This window comes from Streptomyces sp. NPDC053755 (assembly GCF_040677675.1).
In the GTDB taxonomy this organism is placed as follows: Bacteria; Actinomycetota; Actinomycetes; order Streptomycetales; family Streptomycetaceae; genus Streptomyces.
Genome location: NZ_JBFASK010000022.1, coordinates 12409 through 29509, shown reverse-complemented (window position 1 = coordinate 29509; position 17101 = coordinate 12409). Strand labels below are relative to the sequence as shown.

At 71.3% G+C, this 17101-nt stretch carries 12 protein-coding genes; 8 read left to right on the top strand and 4 right to left on the bottom strand.

Translation table 11 applies throughout. The annotated features are described in order from the left end of the window. Positions 1–68 precede the first annotated feature (68 nt). Both AB0K65_RS21190 and AB0K65_RS21185 read right to left on the bottom strand, forming a co-directional pair. A complete protein-coding gene (locus tag AB0K65_RS21190) occupies positions 69–3401 on the bottom strand; it encodes a FlgD immunoglobulin-like domain containing protein (protein WP_365718699.1) in 3333 nt (1110 codons plus the stop codon). A gap of 144 nt (positions 3402–3545) precedes the next feature. After that, positions 3546–5357 carry a bifunctional metallophosphatase/5'-nucleotidase gene (locus AB0K65_RS21185; RefSeq protein WP_365718697.1) on the bottom strand — a complete coding sequence of 604 codons (1812 nt, stop codon included), beginning with the start codon at positions 5355–5357 and terminating at the stop codon, positions 3546–3548. A 108-nt stretch (positions 5358–5465) separates the two neighbouring features. Between AB0K65_RS21185 and mshD the strand changes: the two genes are divergently transcribed. From mshD to pstB, 8 genes are all read left to right on the top strand, one after another. Further along, complete coding sequence (gene mshD / locus AB0K65_RS21180; protein WP_365718695.1) at positions 5466–6392, top strand: mycothiol synthase; 927 nt, start codon at positions 5466–5468, stop codon at positions 6390–6392. Between the two features lie 370 nt (positions 6393–6762). Further along, entirely contained in the window at positions 6763–9048 is a 2286-nt protein-coding gene (locus AB0K65_RS21175) for an RNA degradosome polyphosphate kinase (protein WP_365718693.1), read from the top strand. Positions 9049–9154: 106 nt separating this feature from the next. After that, positions 9155–10144 carry a CHAD domain-containing protein gene (locus tag AB0K65_RS21170; RefSeq protein WP_365718877.1) on the top strand — a complete coding sequence of 330 codons (990 nt, stop codon included), beginning with the start codon at positions 9155–9157 and terminating at the stop codon, positions 10142–10144. Further along, entirely contained in the window at positions 10141–10539 is a 399-nt protein-coding gene (locus AB0K65_RS21165) for an NUDIX hydrolase (RefSeq protein WP_365718691.1), read from the top strand. Before AB0K65_RS21170 ends, AB0K65_RS21165 begins: the two co-directional genes overlap by 4 nt. 340 nt (positions 10540–10879) lie before the next feature. Further along, positions 10880–12016, top strand: a complete 1137-nt coding sequence (pstS, locus tag AB0K65_RS21160; protein ID WP_365718689.1) for a phosphate ABC transporter substrate-binding protein PstS — start codon at positions 10880–10882, stop codon at positions 12014–12016. A gap of 112 nt (positions 12017–12128) precedes the next feature. Further along, positions 12129–13106 (top strand): phosphate ABC transporter permease subunit PstC, encoded by a 978-nt coding sequence (pstC, locus tag AB0K65_RS21155; protein WP_365718687.1) that lies wholly within the window; start codon positions 12129–12131, stop codon positions 13104–13106. A 91-nt stretch (positions 13107–13197) separates the two neighbouring features. Continuing rightward, positions 13198–14277: a phosphate ABC transporter permease PstA gene (gene pstA / locus AB0K65_RS21150; RefSeq protein WP_365718685.1), complete on the top strand. Its 1080-nt coding sequence runs from the start codon at positions 13198–13200 to the stop codon at positions 14275–14277. A gap of 27 nt (positions 14278–14304) precedes the next feature. Next, positions 14305–15081 carry a phosphate ABC transporter ATP-binding protein PstB gene (gene pstB, locus AB0K65_RS21145; protein WP_365718683.1) on the top strand — a complete coding sequence of 259 codons (777 nt, stop codon included), beginning with the start codon at positions 14305–14307 and terminating at the stop codon, positions 15079–15081. A gap of 205 nt (positions 15082–15286) precedes the next feature. Here pstB and AB0K65_RS21140 read toward each other — a convergent pair whose 3' ends face one another. Together AB0K65_RS21140 and AB0K65_RS21135 are read right to left on the bottom strand one after the other, a co-directional pair. Then, positions 15287–16285, bottom strand: coding sequence for an inorganic phosphate transporter (locus AB0K65_RS21140; RefSeq protein ID WP_365718681.1), 999 nt, complete (start codon positions 16283–16285; stop codon positions 15287–15289). Positions 16286–16291: 6 nt separating this feature from the next. Next, on the bottom strand, positions 16292–16912 hold the full coding sequence (locus AB0K65_RS21135) for a DUF47 family protein (protein WP_365718679.1): 621 nt from the start codon (positions 16910–16912) through the stop codon (positions 16292–16294). Between the last annotated feature and the right edge of the window lie 189 nt (positions 16913–17101).

Here is a 17101-nt window from a genome sequence, read left to right as displayed (position 1 = left end):
CAAAAAGCACCAGAGAGGGGAGGCGGCCCGCCGAAACGGGCCGCCTCCCCTCCGCGCGCGCTCCGGCGTCAGTCGGCGTAGTAGCCGAAGACGTCGACGATGGCGTCGACCGACCCCGCGTGGTTCTCGATGTAGATCTGCCCGTTCACCACGGGGACGACCACCAGGTTCGGCACCGTCTGGCCCGGGACCACGTTCACGTGGGACGCCTCGGGAACCGTCCCCGAGGGCGGGTACACCGTCAGGAACGTCGGCGCCGTCGCGTTCGTCGCCGTCAGATTGAGCACGACCGCCGACACACCCTCGGCGGGCACGCCGCCGAGTCCGGCGATCGCCAGGACCGTCGTGCTCCGGGGCGCCAGCTTCAGCGCCATCCAGTTCTCCCGGGTGTCCATCACCCGCTCCGGCGGCAGCGGCTCGAACAGCGAACCGTCGCCGCCCGCCGTGAAGTAGCCCGAGACGTCCGCGATCAGGTCGACCGACCCCGCGTGGTTGTAGAGGCTCACCCTGCCGTTCACCACCGGTACCACCACGAGGTTGGCGACCGTCTGCCCCGCGACCACGTTCAGGTTCGACGCGCTGGTGCGGGTCGTCCCGTCCGGGTACACCGACACGAAGCTCGACGCCGTCGGGTTCGTCGCCGTCACGTTCATCACCACGGCCGACACACCGCTCGCGGGCACCCCGCCCCGGCCGGTCACCTGCACGTTCACCGTGCGGCCGGCACCGACCTCGGCCTTCGGCGCGCCCAGACCGGCCCGGGTGTCCAGGATCCGGGCCGGCTTCACCGGCGCGAACCGGGACCCGTCACCGGCGAGCGAGTAGTAGCCGGCGACATCGGCGAGCAGGTCGACCGAGCCCGCGCGGTTGTAGAACGTCGCCTTCCCGTCCACCACCGGCACGGTGACCAGGTTGGACACGTTCCGCCCCGCCACCACGTTCAGGTTGGACGCGCTCGTCCGCACCGTCCCGGCCGGATACACCGACACGTAGGTGGAGGAGGTCGCGTTCGTCGCCGTCACGTTCATCACCACGGCCGACACACCGCTCGCGGGCACCCCGCCCCGGCCGCCGACCTGGAGCGTCACGGTGCCCCCGGGACCGACCTTGGCCTTCGGCGCGCCCAGACCGCCCCGCGTGTCCATCACCCGCGTGGGCGTGACGGGCCGGTACGTCCCGGAGGCGAGCGACCGCTCGCGGGTCAGCGCGACATCGCCGGTCAGGGTGAGCGCGGGCCCGACGCCGTCGGCCGGGACCGCCGTCAGCGTCCAGCCGTACAGGCCGTCCGCGAGCGTCCCGCCGTCCGCCGCCTTCCCGTCCCACACCGCGTCGATCCGCCCGCGCGTCTCGCCGCCCGTCAGGGTGCGGACGACCTCGCCGGCCCTGTTCCTGAACTCGGCCCGCCAGGACGCGGCGGGCTTCGACAGCCACCACTTCCCGGACCACGACCGCGGAGCCTCGGCCCTGCGGTCGACGACCTCGGCCGGGCGCACGGAGTCGAGGACGGAGAGCGCCGAGGCGGGCACCCCGGCCGGGACCACGTGCACGCGGTCCCGGTCGTCGACGTACGAGACGTGCCCGCCGAAACGGTCCACGGTCCAGCGGTGGTCCACGCCGGTGGCGAGGACCCGGGTCGGTGCCGACCCCTTCAGCGGGGTGAGCAGCAGGTCCGCGCCCCTCGTGCTGACGGCGTATCCGTCGCCGAGCCGCGGGTGGACACCCGGGAGGGCGACGTTCGCCCCGGTGGCCAGGTCGCGGACACCGGAGGTGGTGTCGCACCGCCAGTGGGCGAAGGTGCTCCACACCTCGACGCCCTTGACCTCGCAGTCCGCGACCTTCGCCGTACGCGTCACGGTCCCGGACCGCACGTCCACGGCGCTCACGCTGCCGCCGCCGGCCGGGAACCAGAGCGATCCGCCGACCAGCGAGGCACCCCGGCCGCCGTGCGCGCGCCGGTACACGAGCGCGCCGGTGTCCAGGTCCACCACCCGCCACTCGTCGGTGGAGCCGTAGAGGACGTGCCGCCCCGAGGCGCCGATGTCCCCACCGACGTCGTCGACGCCGGACACCCGGGTCGCCGGCAGTGTCCCGCCCGGCTGGAGCACGTACATCCCGGAGCCGTAGCCCGCCTCCCGGAACACCAGCCGCCCGTCGCCCGTGGGGACGGCGTTCTCGCAGTCGCCGCCGACCCGGCAGGATCCGTGGTGGAGCGATCCGTCTTCGCCTCGGTCGGTCCGGGGCCCGGCCGACGGGTCCGTCCCGACACCGAGCTCGACCGCACGCACCCGGGCCCGGTTCCAGGGCACCTGGTCGAGCGTGTGCATCACGCCCTGGGCGACGGCGACCTGCTTGACGCGGGTACGGGCGAGGGGCGCTTCGGCCACCCGTGTGGCCACGGGGGCCCCGCCGGACTCGGGGACGCTCACCGAGTGGTACGTGTGCCCGCTCCCGCCCGCGGTGCTCGTGGCGACGACACGGCCGCCGGGGCCCACCGCGACGTCTCCGACGACATGGTCCAGGACGACCCGGTCCGGGCCGCCGTCGAGCGCCCGGGCGACCAGACGCTCCGTCCCCGCCTCGCCGGGAACACGTGCCAGGACGTGGCCGCCCAGCAGGGCGACCGGGACGCCGTCGGCCCAGTCGAGCGCGGCCGACGGCGCGGAGAAGTCTCCCGCCAGGTCCCAGACCTCCATGCGGCCCGCGACGGGGCCGCGGAACATCTGGGCGCCCGCGACGCGCGTCGCGCCCCCGGTCGTGCCGAAGCGGAGCGGACGGGGCGTCATGGTCGCGTCGACCCACACGTTTTCGGCGACACCGTCGAGCTTGTACGCGAGCATGAAGCCGTACGCGCTCCGGACGTTGCCCAGCCGCACCTCGACTGCCCCCGCGGGCAGTTCCATCATGCGGTCGGTGACCTTGTCCGCCTCCCGGGTGAGCAGGTGCCACCTGCGCGGGGCGTTCGGCTCGACGGTGACGACGGACGTCCCCAGCATGGTCCTGAACTGCTGCCCGACGGGGACGGTGAGGTGGGTGGCCGTCCCCGAGACCGGATCACGCAGGCCGATGGACGCGCCGAAGACCTCGGCGATCACGTCCGAGCCGGTGCCGAAGCGCGTCGAAGCCGTGTCCGGCAAGGGGACGCGAGCGCCGTCCGCGTAGGAGACCCAGGTCTGGCCGCCGGACGCGCCCTGGAGGAATCCGGTCGCCCCGGCCAGGGGCACCTTCGCCGCGTCGGGGTCCACCGAGAACTCGGCGGGGACGGTGACCGTCCCGGAAGCGGCCCCCGAGGGCTCCGCCGCCGCCGTTCCCGTCCCCAGCGGGACGAGCGAGATGAGGGCCGCCGCCGTCGCGACGGCGGCCGCCGTGGCGCGGCCACGGCGGTGTTTCGAGATGGCGTGCAAGAAGGTCCCTCCCCAGGAACCTGTGCAGGTTCCTCACCTGCCACAAGTGGCCCGAGGCTACCAGCAGTTCGAACTCGTTCAAATAGAAGGAGGGGCGGCCTCCGTCGCAACGGATGCCGCCCCTCCTCCAAGGGCACTACACGACTACTTCACGACCGTGATCCGGTCCGCCGCCGGCACCGGCAGCGGCGCCGAGGCCGTCGAGTGCGCCGCCAGGTACGCGTTGAAGAGGTCCAGGTCCGACGCGCCGACCAGCTTGTTCGTGCCCGTCGCCAGCGCCGGGAAGCCGTCGCCGCCACCCGCGAGGAACTCGTTCATCGCGACCCGGTAGGTCTTCGCCGGGTCGATCGGCTCGCCGTTCAGCCTGACCGAGCCGTCCACGACACGGTCGGCACCGCTCTTGGTCATGTCCAGCGTGTACGTCAGGCCCCTGGAGACCTGAAGGATCTTGACCGAGGTCGCGTTCGCACCGCTGACCTGCTGCTTCAGAGCGGCGAGCAGGTTCGCGCCGGAGAGGTCGACCACGTTCATCATGTTGGTGAACGGCTGCACGGTGAAGGCCTCCCCGTACGTCACCACCCCGTCGCCCTCGGTGCCGGACGCCTTGTGGACCAGGTCCGAGCGGATACCGCCCGGGTTCATCAGGGCCAGCTGCGCGCCACCCTTGTCCGCCGCCGCGAGGCCCTCCAGCTGGGCGTCGGCGATCAGGTCGCCGAGCGGCTTCTCGTACGCCGTCGAACCGCGGCCGTTGATGTCCGCGGCGATCCAGCCCTGCGGGCGGTTCGCGATCGGGGCGGCCAGCGCGTTCCAGCGGCCGATCAGGTCGGTCATGTCCCGGGCCTTGGGCAGGTCACGGGTGACGACGTGGTTGGCCGACTCCACCGACGTACGGACGATGTCCTGGGTACGGCGGTCGTAGGTGAGCGTGGTGTCCGTGTAGAGCTTGCCGTACGAGGACGCCGACGTGACCAGGCGCGGCTTGCCGGCCGGATCGGGGACGGTGCACACGTAGGCCTGGTGCGTGTGGCCGGTGACCAGCGCGTCGACCTGCGGGGTGACGTTCTTGGCGATCTCGGTGATCGGACCGGAGATGCCGTCTCCCGGGCCGGGGCTGTCGCAGTCGTAGTTGTACGCGGTGGAGGCCGGCGCCCCGCCCTCGTGGACCAGGGCGACGATGGACTTGACGCCCTTGCGCTCCAGGATCTTGGCGTACTTGTTGATCGTCTCGACCTCGTCGCCGAACTTCAGGCCCTTGACGCCCTCGGCGGTGACGATGTTCGGGGTGCCCTCCAGGGTCACGCCGATGAAGCCGATCCTGACGCCGTCGCGCTCCCAGACGAAGTAGGGGTCGAGCAGCGGCTTGCCGGTCGTCTCCTTCGTCACGTTGGCGGCGAGGTACGGGAAGTCGGCGCCCTCGAACTCCTCGCCGGGCACCGCGCAGCCGGCGGTGGGGTGGCAGCCGCCGTCCTGCATACGGGCCAGCTCGCGCGCGCCCTCGTCGAACTCGTGGTTGCCGACGGAGGTGACGTCGAGGTCCAGCCCGTTCAGCGCCTCGATGGTCGGCTCGTCGTGGAAGAGCCCGGACAGCAGCGGCGACGCGCCGATCAGGTCACCGGCCGCGGCCGTGACGGAGTAACGATTCCCCTCACGCGCCCCGCGCAGGTGCGTGGCCAGGTACTCGACGCCGCCCGCGTCGATCTTCTCGGTGGTGCCGTCCTCGTGCAGACGGGTGACCTGTCCGGAGGAACCGGCCGGCGGCTCGAGGTTTCCGTGGAGGTCGTTGAAGGAGAGCAGCTGGACGTCGACGGTCCGGCCCCATCCGTGACCATATGCCTGGCCCCGGTCCTGGGCCGCGCCGGCCGGCATCGCGGCCACGAGGGCGCCGACGGTGGCAAGTCCCGCACCGGCGGCGAGGATCCGCCGCCTCGCCCTGTTCTTCTTCGGTGTCGCTGACATCGCTCCCCTTGTTTCCTGTGAGTCAGTCCGCGCCGCAGCCTAGAGTCAACGCGCGTAGCGCAACAGGGGGTAGCGGGTTACAACTGAGTTGCTCGTAGGCTCGTACCCATGACTTCTGACGTGGCGCCGGCCCTCGAACCCGGCCGGCAGATCCATACCCTCGACGAGCTCTCGCCCGAGCAGGTCCAGGACGTGTTCGCCCTGCTGGAAGCCGCCGAACGCTCGGACGGCATGCACGCGGTGTCCGAACAGGGGCGGCTGTACCTGCGTCGCGGCAGCCGTGAGGGCGTACGGCACTTCCTCCTCACGGTCGGCCCCCACCTCTACGGCTACGCCCAGCTGGAGGACACCGACCCGGTGGAGGCCCCGGCCGCCGAACTGGTCGTGCACCCCTCGCACCGCGGGCGGGGGCACGGCCGGGCGCTCGGCACGACGCTGCTGGCCGCCTCCGGGAAGCGGCTGCGGGTCTGGGCGCACGGCGGGAAGTCGGCCGCCCGGCACCTGGCCCAGGTGCTCGGTCTGACCCTGTTCCGGGAACTGCGCCAGCTGCGCCGCCCCCTGGTGCCGCTCGACATCCCCGAGCCGGTGCTGCCCGACGGCGTCACCGTCCGCACGTTCGTCCCCGGCCAGGACGACGCGGCCTGGCTGGCCGTCAACGCGGCGGCCTTCGCCCACCACCCCGAGCAGGGATCCCTCACCCAGCGGGACCTGGACGACCGGACGGCCGAGCCGTGGTTCGACCCGAAGGGCTTCTTCCTCGCCGAGAAGGAAGGGCGCCTGATCGGCTTCCACTGGACGAAGGTGCACGCCGAGGAGCAGCTCGGCGAGGTCTACGTCATCGGCATCCTGCCGGACGCCCAGGGCGGCGGGCTCGGCAAGGCCCTCACGGCGATCGGCCTGCGGCACCTCGCGGCGCAGACGCTGCCGACGGCGATGCTGTACGTGGACGCCGACAACACGGCGGCGGTGACGGTGTACGAGCGGCTCGGCTTCGTCACCCACGAGGTGGACCTGATGTACCGCACGGAGTCCTGACCCGCGCGAGGGACGGAAAACGGGGGCGGCCGGCCACCGCGGTCGACACGCGGAGGCCGCCGCCCCCCGCCTCCGGACGTCCGGCGCCCCCGGCCCGGCACCCGGGGCGCCGGGGCGCGGCGAGACCCCGCCCCCGTGGCCGGCGTCCGCGCGCCGCCCGGCACCTGCCCGGCCGAAGCCCCTCACCGACCCCGCCAGCGATCCCCGTACGACACGTCGCCGTTACCGGCTATTCAGACGCGCTTGCGAGGCTCGCGCAATGAAGCCCGCCGTGCCCGCGCCCCGCCAGGCGCTCCCGAAAGGGAGACTTCCCTCCACCACGGCCCGCTCCGACGCGCTTGACCACCCCTTCGCGCGGAAGAATGGGGCCATGAGCCAGCAGCCCGCCGAGGTCCCGGTCCAGCCCTCCGCACAACCGTCCGCGACGCCGACACCGCACGGCCAGAACGGTCAGAGCGGCCGGCACGGCCAGCCGACCGTCGGTTCCATAGCCGCGCACCGCCCCCACGCCGTCCACGCGGGCCCGGTTTCGGATCTCGCGCCCGACCTGGACGCCGATCCGGACGCCTACGAGGACGACGGCGCCGCCGGGGAGCTGCCCCAGGGCCGCTTCCTCGACCGTGAGCGCAGCTGGCTCGCGTTCAACGAGCGGGTGCTCGAGCTGGCCGAGGATCCCGCCACACCGCTCCTCGAACGGGCTAACTTCCTCGCCATCTTCGCTTCGAACCTCGACGAGTTCTTCATGGTCCGCGTCGCCGGCCTCAAGCGCCGCATCGCCACCGGGGTCGCCACCCGCTCCGCCTCCGGACTCCAGCCGCGCGAGGTCCTCGAACTCATCTGGAACCGGTCCCGCGAGCTCATGGCCCGGCACGCCGCCTGCTTCCAGCAGGACGTGGCCCCGGCCCTGGCCGACGAGGGCATCCACCTCATCCGCTGGCCCGAACTGACCGAGAAGGAGCAGGCCCGCCTCTTCACCCTGTTCCGGCAGCAGATCTTCCCGGTCCTCACGCCGTTGGCCGTCGACCCCGCGCACCCCTTCCCGTACATCTCCGGCCTCTCCCTGAACCTGGCCGTGGTCGTGCGCAACCCGGTCAGCGGCCACCGCCACTTCGCGCGCGTCAAGGTGCCGCCGCTGCTCTCCCGCTTCCTGGAGGCGTCCCCGCAGCGCTACGTCCCCCTCGAGGACGTCATCGCGGCCCACCTGGAGGAACTCTTCCCCGGCATGGAGGTGCTGGCGCACCACATGTTCCGGGTGACCCGGAACGAGGACCTGGAGGTCGAGGAGGACGACACCGAGAACCTCCTCCAGGCGCTGGAGAAGGAGCTCATGCGCCGCCGGTTCGGGCCCCCGGTCCGTCTGGAGGTCGAGGAGTCCATCGACCCGTACGTCCTCGACCTGCTCGTGCGCGAGCTGAAGGTCTCCGACGCCGAGGTCTATCCGCTGCCCGGACCGCTCGACCTCACCGGTCTCTTCGGGATCGCCTCCCTGGACCGGTCCGAGCTGAAGTTCCCGAAGTTCGTCGCCGGCACCCACCGGGACCTCTCCGAGGTCGAGTCGGCCTCCGCGCCCGACATCTTCGCCGCGCTGCGCGAGCGGGACGTCCTGCTGCACCACCCGTACGACTCGTTCTCGACCTCCGTCCAGGCGTTCCTGGAGCAGGCGGCCGGCGACCCGGACGTGCTGGCCATCAAGCAGACGCTGTACCGGACCTCCGGCGACTCGCCGATAGTCGACGCCCTGATCGACGCCGCCGAGTCCGGCAAGCAGGTCCTCGTCCTCGTCGAGATCAAGGCCCGCTTCGACGAGCAGGCCAACATCAAGTGGGCGCGCAAGCTGGAGGAATCGGGCTGCCACGTCGTCTACGGCCTCGTCGGCCTCAAGACGCACTGCAAGCTCTCCCTCGTCGTCCGGCAGGAGGGCGAGCTGCTGCGCCGCTACTCCCACGTCGGCACCGGCAACTACCACCCCAAGACGGCCCGGCTCTACGAGGACCTCGGGCTGCTGACCGCCGACCCGCAGGTCGGCGCCGACCTCTCGGACCTCTTCAACCGGCTCTCCGGCTACTCCCGCCGCGAGACCTACCGCCGGCTGCTCACCGCCCCCAAGTCCCTGCGGGACGGGCTGGTCTCCCGGATCCACAAGGAGATCGTCCACCACCGGGCCGGGCGGCCCGCCTACGTCCGGATCAAGGTCAACTCCCTGGTCGACGAGGCCGTCATCGACGCCTGCTACCGGGCGGCGCAGGCGGGCGTACCGGTCGACATCTGGGTCCGGGGCATCTGCGCGGTGCGGCCCGGGGTCGCCGGCCTGTCCGAGAACATCCGGGTCCGCTCGATCCTCGGCCGCTTCCTGGAGCACTCCCGGATCTTCGCCTTCGGCAACGGCGGAGACCCCGAGGTCTGGTTCGGCAGCGCCGACATGATGCACCGGAACCTCGACCGGCGCATAGAGGCCCTGGTGCGGGTCGCCGACCCGGCGCACCGGGCCGCCCTCACCCGGCTCCTGGAGACCGGGATGTCCGACACGACCTCCTCCTGGCACCTCGGTCCGGACGGGAACTGGACGCGGCACGCGACCGACCCCGACGGCCAGCCGCTGCGGCACGTCCAGGAGATGCTCATCGACGCGCGGAGGCGCCGGCGTGCACAAACCTGACCACGACGTCACCACGGAAGGCCCGGCGGGAGCCCCGACGGACGTCCGCGCCACGCCCGACGTCCGCGCCACGCCGGGCGCCGGGGCCACCCAGGGTGCCGGGGCCCTGGCGGCCCGCCGTCCGGCGCCCGGCACGGGGATCACCGCCGGTGAGGTCCTCTCCCCCTACCTCCACGCCCGGGCCGGTGACTTCCTGCGCGCCCTGCGGCTGCACGCCGAGCGGGGAGCGGGCACGGCGGACGCGGAGGAGGCGGCCTGGTCCCTGCGGGCCGCCGCCCGCAGAATCGGCGGAACCCTGCACACCTTCCGGCCGCTCCTCGACCCCGTGTGGGCCGACCAGCTCCGGACCGAGCTGGCCTGGCTCTCCGGCACGCTGGCCCTGGAGCACGCCTGCACCTCGCGCCTCGTCCGGCTGGTGGACGCGCTGTCCCGCCTGTCGAACGGAAGCGGCCCCGTCCCGGCCGCCCGGGGCGCGGAGGCGGCGGGCCTCACCGTGGGCGCCGCCCGCGCGGGAGCCCTGCTCGAACGCCAGCTCACCCTCGCCCGTACGCGAGCCCACTCGGCCGCCCTCCAGGCGCTCGGCTCCTCCCGCTTCCACGCGGTCGCGGACGCGGTCGCCCTCCTGGCGTCCGAGGTGCCCCTGGGGCCCGCCGCGGCCGCAGCGGCGTTCGACGTCCTCGACCCGCAGGCCGAGGACGTCGAACGACGCCTCCTGGACGCCGTCGCCGGGCTCCCGCTGACCCGCGCGGCCCACCCGTACAACGCCGACGCGCTCGCCCTGGCCGCGGGCGAGTCGCAGGACGCGCCCTGGCACCAGACCCGGCTCCTGCTGCGCCTGCACCGGTACGCCTGCGAGGTGCTGCACGCCGGCACGGACCCGGATCCGGTCCTCTACGAGGCCGGCCGCGCCCTGGACCGCCACCGCGACGCCTCCGAGGCGGCCACGGCCGCGGCAACGGCGGCCCGCACCCCCCGCATCGCCCCGGCCACGGCGTACGCCCTCGGCGTGCTGCACGCGGATCAGCGCCACGAGGTCGAGGCGGCCCGGTTCGCCTTCCAGCGGACCTGGCGGAGAGCGACGGCGGCGGTGTCGTGATCAGGGCGGCGGGAGGGGTCCTCTGGCGCCCGGATCCGTCGGGCCGGGGCGTCGAGATCGCCCTGGTCCACCGGCCGAAATACGACGACTGGTCGCACCCGAAGGGCAAGCTGAAGCCGGGCGAGACGGCCCTGGAGTGCGCGGTCCGCGAGATCCTGGAGGAGACCGGCCAGACCTGCGAGCTGGGCCGTCGGCTTCCCACGGCCCGCTATCTGGCCAACGGACGCCCGAAGGAGGTCACGTACTGGTCCGCGCGCGCCCTCGGCGGCACGTTCACGCCCAGCCGGGAGGTCGACCGGCTCCTCTGGCTCGCCCCGCCGTCGGCCCGGCCCCGCCTCACCCAGCCGAGGGACCGCGAACTCCTCGACGCCCTCCTGGCCACGACGGCCCGATAGGGCGTGTCGCGAATGGCCCGCCGGCCCCGCCCTTCGGGCGGACGGCGCCGCATTCCCCCCACGCCCCAGGCGCGTCGGCCCGGTGCACACGGCGCCCCGGCCGGCCGGCCGCCCCCTCCCCGCCGCCCCGCACCCCCGGCGCGCCGCCCCGCACCCGGGCTTACGGCACGGTTCACTTCCCGTTCACTCTCCTCGGTCGGCCGATTCACCTGTTCTGCCTAATTTCGGCCGTACAAGGTGCACGGCCTCAGCGCCGCATCCCACGACCCCGACACACGCCGCCGTACAACGTTCAGGACACCCGGTCCCCGTAGGCGGCTTCTGGAAGGAACACCCGAAAGTGAAGCTTTCGCGCAAGAACGGGCTTCGCGCCTCCGCGATCGGTGCCCTCGTCGTCTCCGGCGCCCTTGTCCTCTCGGCGTGTGGTTCGGACGACAACACCGGCGCGACCCCGAACGGCGACAAGACGTCCGCCGCGGCGTCGAACATCAAGTGCGACGGTGCCAAGGGCCAGCTCCTGGCCGCCGGGTCCAGCGCGCAGAAGAACGCCATGGACCTGTGGGTCAAGAACTTCCAGGCCGCCTGTTCCGGCGTCGAGGTCAACTACCAGGCCATCGGCTCCGGCGGCGGCATCACCAAGTTCAACCAGGGCCAGGTCGCCTTCGCCGGCTCCGACTCCGCGCTCAAGGAGGAGGAGGTCACCGAGTCGCAGAAGATCTGCAAGGGCGGCAAGGGCGTGAACCTCCCGATGGTCGGCGGCCCCATCGCCATCGGCTACAAGCTGGACGGCGTGGACAACCTGGTCCTGGACGCCCCCACCATCGCCAAGATCTTCGACACGAAGATCAAGAAGTGGAACGACCCGGCGATCGCCAAGCTCAACCCGGGCGCCAAGCTGCCGGACTCCTCCATCCAGGCCTTCCACCGCTCCGACGAGTCGGGCACCACCCAGAACCTCGGCAAGTACCTCTCGCAGGCCGCCCCCGCCGACTGGAAGCACGACCCGAAGTCGAAGTCGTGGCCCGCCCCCGGCGGCCAGGCCGCCAACGGCTCCTCCGGTGTCGCCACCGCCGTCAAGGACGCCGAGGGCTCCATCGGCTACTTCGAGCTCTCCTACGCCACCGCCAACAAGATCTCCACGGTCGACCTGAACACCGGTGCCTCCGCCCCGGTCGAGGCCACCTCCGCCAACGCCTCCAAGGCCATCGCCGCCGCCAAGGTCAAGGGCACCGGCAGCGACATGGCCCTCTCCCTCGACTACGCCACCAAGGCCGAGGGCGCCTACCCGCTCATCCTCGTCACCTACGAGATCGCCTGCGACAAGGGCAACAAGGCGGAGACCCTGCCGACCCTGAAGGCGTTCCTGAACTACACCGTCAGCGAGGAGGGCCAGAAGGTCCTCACCGACGCCGGCTACGCCCCGCTCCCCGCCGAGATCGCGACCAAGGTCCGCGAGATCGTCCCCACCCTGTCCTGATCCCGGCCGGGTCCGGCCCGTCGGCCACACCCGACGGGCCGGACCCGGCATCCGGTGCACCGCCGCCAGGAACCCGTACACCCGTACCGGCTCCGCAGACCGGAGAGACACGATGGTTACGACAACCCCACCACCCATACGCGAAAGCGATCGCCCCAAGGGCGCGACCCGCCCCGGAGACAAGATCTTCCTCGGCCTGTCCCGGGGCTCCGGCATCACCCTGCTGGTGATCATGGCCGCGATCGCGGTCTTCCTCGGCTACCGCGCCGTCCTCGCCATCTCGCAGGACTCCACGAACTTCCTCACCACCTCCGAGTGGAACCCGGCCGGCCAGCCGCCGGTCTTCGGCATCGCCGTCCTGGCCTTCGGCACGGTCGTCTCGTCGGTCATCGCGATGGTCATCGCCGTGCCCGTCGCCATCGGCATCGCGCTGTTCATCTCGCACTACGCGCCGCGCAGGCTCGCCAAGCCGCTCGCGTACGTCGTCGACCTGCTCGCCGCCGTCCCCAGCATCATCTACGGCCTGTGGGGCGCGATCTTCCTGGTCCCCTACCTGGCCGGACTGAACGAGTGGCTCGACCGCTACATGGGCTGGACGTACATCTTCGACAAGTCCAGCGACGGCGTCGCCCGCTCGCTGTTCACCGTCGGCATCCTGCTCGCGATCATGATCCTGCCGATCATCACCAACGTCACCCGCGAGGTCTTCCTCCAGGTCCCGAAGATGCACGAGGAGGCCGCGCTCGCCCTCGGCGCCACACGCTGGGAGGTCATCCGCATGTCGGTCCTCCCCTTCGGCCGCTCCGGCATCATCTCCGCCTCCATGCTGGGCCTCGGCCGGGCACTCGGTGAGACCATGGCGGTAGCAGTCGTCCTGTCTCCCAGCTTCGTCATCTCGGGGCACCTCCTCGACCCCGGTGGCGGCACCTTCGCGCAGAACATCGCGGCGAAGTTCAACGAGGCCAACGAGTTCGGCCGTGACGCGCTCATCGCCTCCGGCCTCGTCCTCTTCGCCATCACCCTGCTGGTCAACGGCGCGGCCCGGTGGATCATCGGCCGCCGCAAGGAGTACTCGGGGGCCGCCGCGTGAGCGACGCACTCGCGGCCTCCGGGCCGCAGACGACAGCGAGGACCGCACCTGCGCGCCGCGCCGGCGGAGAAGCCACGGTAGGGGGCACAGCATGAGCAACGCCATACAGGACCGGCCGCCGGTGACGACCACCCCCGTGCGGCACGACCCGCTGCGCCACGCCCGCCTCCCGCGCTGGACCCCGGCCGCCATCGCCGTCGGTTCCATCGCCGCCGCCGTCGGCCTCGGACTCGCCGCCGGCTGGCACAGCCGGATCCAGTGGGGCCTGATCGCCGCGCTCTTCTTCGTCCTCGCCACCTACGCGATCACCTCCAAGGTGGAGGGCAGCCGTCAGGCCAAGGACCGCGTCGCGACCAGCCTCGTCTGGGTCTGCTTCGTCCTCGCCGTGATCCCGCTGCTCTCCCTCGCCTGGGTCACGATCAGCAAGGGCCTGGCGGTCCTCGACCCGTACTTCCTCGGCCACTCGATGAACGGCGTCCTCGACGCCGAGGCCGGCGGCGGTGTCTACCACGCACTGGTCGGCACCATCGAGCAGGTCGGCATCGCCACCCTGATCGCCGCGCCGATCGGCCTGCTGACCGCCGTCTACCTCGTCGAGTACGGCGGCGGGAGGCTGGCCCAGGCCGTCACCTTCTTCGTCGACGTCATGACGGGCATCCCGTCGATCGTCGCGGGCCTCTTCATCCTCGCCACCTGGAACCTGATGCTGGGCTTCGGCCCCTCCGGCTTCGCCGGCGCGATGGCGCTCGCCATCCTGATGATGCCGGTCGTGGTCCGCTCCACCGAGGAGATGCTCAAGCTCGTCCCCAACGAGCTGCGCGAGGCCTCCCTCGCCCTCGGCATCCCCAAGTGGCGCACGATCCTGAAGGTGGTCCTGCCCACCGCGATCGGCGGCATCACGACCGGCGTCATGCTCGCGGTCGCCCGCATCACCGGCGAGACGGCCCCGGTTCTGCTCCTCGTGTTCGGTACGAAGCTGATCAACCCGAACCCCTTCGAAGGCGCCCAGTCCTCGCTGCCGCTCTACGTGTACGAGCAGTACGCGGTCGGCACCGACGCCGCCGTGGCCCGCGCCTGGGCCGCCGCGCTCGTCCTGATCGCCTTCGTCATGATCCTCAACCTGGTGGCCCGCGGCATCGCCCGCTGGAAGGCCCCGAAGACCGGCCGCTGACCGCGGCCACCTTGGATGTGAACTGATATGGCCAAGCGAATCGACGTCAGCGGCCTCTCCGCCTACTACGGCGCCCACAAGGCGATCGACGACATCTCCATGACCGTGGAACCCCGCTCGGTGACGGCCTTCATCGGCCCCTCCGGCTGCGGCAAGTCCACGTTCCTGCGGACCCTGAACCGCATGCACGAGGTCACCCCCGGTGGCCGCGTCGACGGCAAGGTGATGCTGGACGACGAGAACCTGTACGGCTCCCACGTCGACCCGGTCGCCGTGCGCCGTACGGTCGGCATGGTCTTCCAGCGCCCGAACCCCTTCCCCACCATGTCGATCTTCGACAACGTGGCGGCGGGCCTGCGCCTCAACGGCTCGTACAAGAAGTCCCAGCTCAACGAGATCGTCGAGCGCTCCCTCAAGGGCGCGAACCTCTGGAACGAGGTCAAGGACCGCCTGAACAAGCCGGGCTCCGGCCTCTCCGGCGGTCAGCAGCAGCGTCTGTGCATCGCCCGCGCCATCGCGGTCGAGCCGGAGGTCCTGCTGATGGACGAGCCCTGCTCGGCCCTCGACCCGATCTCCACCCTCGCGATCGAGGACCTGATCGGCGAGCTGAAGGAGCGCTTCACGATCGTCATCGTGACGCACAACATGCAGCAGGCGGCGCGCGTCTCCGACCGTACGGCCTTCTTCAACCTGGCGGCGGTCGGCCAGCCCGGCAAGCTGATCGAGCTGGACGACACCGAGCGCATCTTCTCCAACCCCAGCGTCCAGGCGACCGAGGACTACATCTCGGGCCGCTTCGGATAGCCGGCAGACCGGCGGCTTCGCCGCTCGGCGTCCTGCGGTGCTGCATGGCGGTGCCACCGCAAGGCGAAGGGCCCGGCTCCCCCACAGGGGAGCCGGGCCCACATCTTTGCGCCCACCCGCACCGGCCGCGCTCGGTGCGCACCGGCCGGGTTCGGTGTGCGCCCGCCGGCCCCGCCGCGAGGCTTCGCCGGCTCGGTGCCGGCCGTCAGCCGAAGAACAGCTGGACGACGTAGAAGCTGACCGCGGCCACCAGCGCGGCGGCCGGCATCGTGATGAACCAGCCGAGGATGATGTTCTTCGCGACACCCCACCGCACGGCGTTCACGCGCTTCGTCGCACCCACGCCCATGATCGCCGAGGTGATCACGTGCGTCGTCGAGATCGGCGCGTGGAAGAGGAACGCCGAGCCGAACATGATGGACGCGCCCGTCGTCTCCGCCGCGAAGCCCTGCGGAGGGTCGAGCTCGATGATCTTGCGACCCAGCGTGCGCATGATCCGCCAGCCGCCCGCGTACGTACCGAGCGAGAGCATCACGGCGCAGGCGATCTTCACCCACACCGGGATGTCGTCGCCGGACTGCTGCACATCGGCGATGACCAGCGCCATCACCACGATGCCCATCGTCTTCTGGGCGTCCTGCAGACCGTGACCGAGCGCCATGCCGGCCGCCGACACCGTCTGGGCGATACGGAAGCCACGCTTGGCCTTGTGCGGGTTGGCCTTGCGGAAGATCCACATGATCAGGCACATGACCAGGTAACCGGCGACCAGGCCGACGACCGGCGAGATGAACATCGGGATGACGACCTTGTCGAGGACGCCGCCCCAGATGACCTCCGTGCCACCCGCGAGCGCCGCGCCCACCATGCCGCCGAACAGCGCGTGCGAGGAGGACGACGGCAGGCCGAAGTACCAGGTGACCAGGTTCCAGATGATCGCGCCGACGAGCGCGGCGAAGAGGATGCCCATCCCCTTGTCGCCGTGCGGCGTCTCGATCAGGCCCTCACTGACGGTCTTGGCGACCCCGCTGCCGAGGAACGCACCGGCGAGGTTCATCACCGCCGCCATCGCCAGCGCCGCCCGCGGGGTCAGCGCCCGGGTCGAGACGGAGGTGGCGATGGCGTTGGCGGAGTCGTGGAAGCCGTTCGTATACGTGAAGCCGAGCGCGACACCGATGGTCACGATCAGAGCGAAGGTGTCCACGAAGCCTCAGGACTCCTTGACCGCGATGGTCTCCACCGTGTTCGCCACGTGCTCGAAGGCGTCGGCCGCCTCTTCCAGCACATCCACGATCTGCTTGAGCTTGAGGACCTCGATGGCGTCGTACTTGCCGTTGAAGAGGTGGGCGAGCAGCTTGCGGTGGATCTGGTCGGCCTGGTTCTCGAGCCGGTTGATCTCGATCCAGTACTCGGTGAGGTTGTCCATGGTCCGCAGGTGCGGCATGGCCTCGGCGGTCAGCTCGGCCGCCCGCGACAGGACCTCGATCTGCTGCTCGACGCCCTTGGGCAGCTCCTCGACGTTGTAGAGGACGACCAGGTCGACGGCCTCCTCCATGAAGTCCATGATGTCGTCGAGGGAGGACGCGAGGTTGTAGATGTCCTCGCGGTCGAAGGGCGTGATGAAAGAGGAGTTCAGCTGGTGGAAGATCGCGTGCGTGGCGTCGTCACCGGCGTGTTCCGCTGCCCGCATCCGCTCCGCGATCTCGGCCCGGGCGGAGGAGTCCGCTCCGAGCAGTTCCATCAGGAGCTTCGAGCCCGTGACGATGTTGTCCGCGGACGCGGCGAACATGTCGTAGAAGCTCGTCTCCCTGGGGGTCAGACGAAATCGCACGTGGGGTCCTCGGGGTGCTGGGTTTCGGTCAGGCTGATGCTAGGCGCATCATCCGGCCACGGCTAACCGGCGTCCCTTCAGTGTCGCCCATCAGGCACAGTGATCTGCACGGGCCCCCGCCGGGATCGGCGGGGCTCGGTACCATATACCCACGAGGGGTATCCACACCCTTTTGGACAACGGGAGGAC

Coding starts and splice junctions, on each gene's coding strand:
- AB0K65_RS21185 (WP_365718697.1), bottom strand. CDS start 5,357: ATGTCAGCGACACCGAAGAAGAACAGGGCGAGGCGGCGGATCCTCGCC.
- mshD (WP_365718695.1), top strand. CDS start 5,466: ATGACTTCTGACGTGGCGCCGGCCCTCGAACCCGGCCGGCAGATCCAT.
- AB0K65_RS21175 (WP_365718693.1), top strand. CDS start 6,763: ATGAGCCAGCAGCCCGCCGAGGTCCCGGTCCAGCCCTCCGCACAACCG.
- pstC (WP_365718687.1), top strand. CDS start 12,129: ATGGTTACGACAACCCCACCACCCATACGCGAAAGCGATCGCCCCAAG.
- pstA (WP_365718685.1), top strand. CDS start 13,198: ATGAGCAACGCCATACAGGACCGGCCGCCGGTGACGACCACCCCCGTG.
- pstB (WP_365718683.1), top strand. CDS start 14,305: ATGGCCAAGCGAATCGACGTCAGCGGCCTCTCCGCCTACTACGGCGCC.